Source organism: Acinetobacter sp. 243_ASPC, from assembly GCF_001054715.1.
Taxonomy (GTDB): Bacteria; Pseudomonadota; Gammaproteobacteria; order Pseudomonadales; family Moraxellaceae; genus Acinetobacter; species Acinetobacter soli.
Map to the genome: position 1 here is coordinate 1 of NZ_JVOR01000011.1, position 2329 is coordinate 2329.

Sequence of the window (2329 nt, forward strand, 5' to 3'; positions counted from 1 at the left end):
GTAAAAAGCATCATTATTTATTCGAGTGTAGCATGAATTCGAATCCGTGCTAAAATTCAGAATGCGCACTTAGTAGTTTCTCTCTATCGAGTAGAAACCTAAGTACGACAAAGGGTAAACCCTCTGTACTCCCAACAGCAAAAGCAAAGGCAAAAGCGACAATGGCAAGTTATCATTTATCGGTCAAGGTTGGCGCAAAAGGTAAGGCTGCTGCTCATGCGGAATACATTGAGCGAGAGGGAGAATACAAACTTAAAAATAAAGAAAAATTAGAAGCCGTTGAACATGGCAATATGCCTGAATGGGCACAAGATAATCCCAATATATTTTGGCAATGTGCCGATGAATATGAACGAAAGAATGGTAGTACCTACCGTGAAATCGAAATAGCACTACCCAGGGAACTGACACCGCAACAGCGTAAAGAGTTGGTTCAAACTTTTGTTGAACATGAGCTGGGCGAACAACATGCCTATACATGGGCGATTCATACGCCAAAGGCAAGCATTGAGGGGGGAGAACAACCTCATGCTCATATTATGTATAGCGAACGCTTACAGGACGGAATTAACCGCAGTCCTGACCAATTTTTTAAACGCTATAACAGTAAAAACCCTGAGCGTGGCGGTTGTCAGAAGTCTAATATCGCTAAAACTGCAGAACAGAGAAAAACCGAGCTTGTAGAGTTGCGTGAACGCTTTGCCAATCTTCAAAATGCCTATTTAGAAAAATACGGACATGCAGATCGCGTCGATCATCGCAGCCTTGCCGATCAAGGTATTGAGCGTAGCCCTGAAAAACATTTAGGGTGGAAAGGTAGTCAGAATCAGCAATTCAAAGATTTGGTGCTTGAATATCGAGAAGCTAATCAGACCTTTCAAACACATATTGATTATTTACCTAAATACCTTGCGAACCTAGACCAAGAACAGCAACGAGCAAAACCGAAGCCATTAACTGATGAACAAAAGCGGGAAATTGTTAATCAAAAAATAGGGGAAGCCAAGCAGACCACCTCTGAATACAATGCTTTTCTTGAAAAATATAGAACCCAATACATTGAGAATACGATTAAAAATGAGTTGAAAAAGTACCAAAAACAGGGAGCTGAGATCCGAACCAAGATTGAAGAACTAGATAAAAATAAGCCGATGTTCTTTGGGAAAAAGGCTTGGACAGAAAAGCGTGAGAATCTAGTCAGAGAATATCGTGAAATCCATCATTTGCATGACCATACTAAGACCGAAAAAAAGACTCAATACCTTTATGATCAACGTTTCGGGCGTGAAGCTGCTATCAATCATATTGATAAAAATCATCCTGATTTAAGTCAAAAATATACCAAAGCCCAAGAGTTTTTAAAGGCACTGGAGCAGGTTAGACAACAGCAAAAGCAACAAGAACGAGCGCAACAGAAAGATAAATCAAAGGGTAAGGATTTAGAAATTGATTTTTAGTCATCACTAAAAACTTGTATAGCTTTTTATAACTGATAGCCAGATGATTCCTGTTATAAATAGAACCCAAGCTAGCCAAAGGATATGGCCAATAAAAACAATTAAATTGAAATCTTTTTTAAAATAATCTTTATCAAAAAAAGCTCGTAAAGTGCGCCAACAAATATGAATTGCCCCAATACCTAGAATTGGCATTGTTATATATTGGAAAATTGGTTGCCCTATCATGCCTACTAATGAATTTTTAGAAGCAAAACCACTTAAAACAGATATACCAATGAGAATGGCAAAAAGGATGAAAATTTTATTTCCGAAATCTTCTTTATTAAATTTAATCATGACTAAGTTTTACCAAGTCATTTTTTTGAAGATATTTCATAATTAATTTTAACAATTCCCGCTGTTTCTTACTTCTTCTTACAGGCTTATTTGCAATTAGAAAGACATCAATATGTCCAAGTTCTATATGGTATGGATTGTCTGTCACTTCTAAAATAATAGGAAAGATCCCATGATCACCTGAAAACACAGCAATACAATTCTTATCTTCATATTTAGGCGTGATCATCACATCAAAATCTATATGGGTATAAGAATCTTCAGGATGGGGCAAATTTGTATTGATATAAATTTCTAAGAATCTTTTTATAAAAGCATTTTTATTCATTGGGCCATCCTATCCTTTAAAACCAGCTTTTTCTAAAATTGAATAAAGTTCTCGAAATTTTTCAGGCTGTAAAAGCATTTCAGCAATACGGATAGCAAATTGCTCATAGCTTTCGGTGCCTTGCGAATACTTAGACATTTCAGGCATTTCAGACATTTTATTGGCAAATAAAAAACGTTGAGCATCTGTCATTTTGATAAAGAAA

The 2329-nt window shown here is 36.5% G+C and carries 3 protein-coding genes and 1 pseudogene; 1 reads left to right on the plus strand and 3 read right to left on the minus strand.

Annotation, left to right across the window (positions count from 1 at the left end; genetic code table 11):
* The first annotated feature begins 161 nt into the window (after positions 1 to 161).
* Positions 162 to 1457: a MobA/MobL family protein gene (locus ADA42_RS01545; protein WP_048763230.1), complete on the plus strand. Its 1296-nt coding sequence runs from the start codon at positions 162 to 164 to the stop codon at positions 1455 to 1457.
* 6 nt (positions 1458 to 1463) lie between these two features.
* Here ADA42_RS01545 and ADA42_RS01550 read toward each other — a convergent pair whose 3' ends face one another.
* The 3 genes and pseudogenes from ADA42_RS01550 to ADA42_RS01560 form a co-directional block, all read right to left on the minus strand.
* A complete protein-coding gene (locus ADA42_RS01550; RefSeq protein ID WP_048763232.1) occupies positions 1464 to 1796 on the minus strand; it encodes a hypothetical protein in 333 nt (110 codons plus the stop codon).
* A complete protein-coding gene (locus ADA42_RS01555) occupies positions 1789 to 2124 on the minus strand; it encodes a hypothetical protein (protein ID WP_048763233.1) in 336 nt (111 codons plus the stop codon). The genes ADA42_RS01550 and ADA42_RS01555 overlap by 8 nt, the downstream gene beginning before the upstream one ends.
* Before the next feature lie 9 nt (positions 2125 to 2133).
* A pseudogene (locus ADA42_RS01560) lies at positions 2134 to 2329 on the minus strand (RepB family plasmid replication initiator protein); the annotation flags it as partial.

Excerpts from the sequence above, each read along its gene's own strand:
- ADA42_RS01550 (WP_048763232.1), bottom strand. The coding sequence starts at position 1,796 with ATGATTAAATTTAATAAAGAAGATTTCGGAAATAAAATTTTCATCCTT.
- ADA42_RS01545 (WP_048763230.1), top strand. The coding sequence starts at position 162 with ATGGCAAGTTATCATTTATCGGTCAAGGTTGGCGCAAAAGGTAAGGCT.
- ADA42_RS01555 (WP_048763233.1), bottom strand. The coding sequence starts at position 2,124 with ATGAATAAAAATGCTTTTATAAAAAGATTCTTAGAAATTTATATCAAT.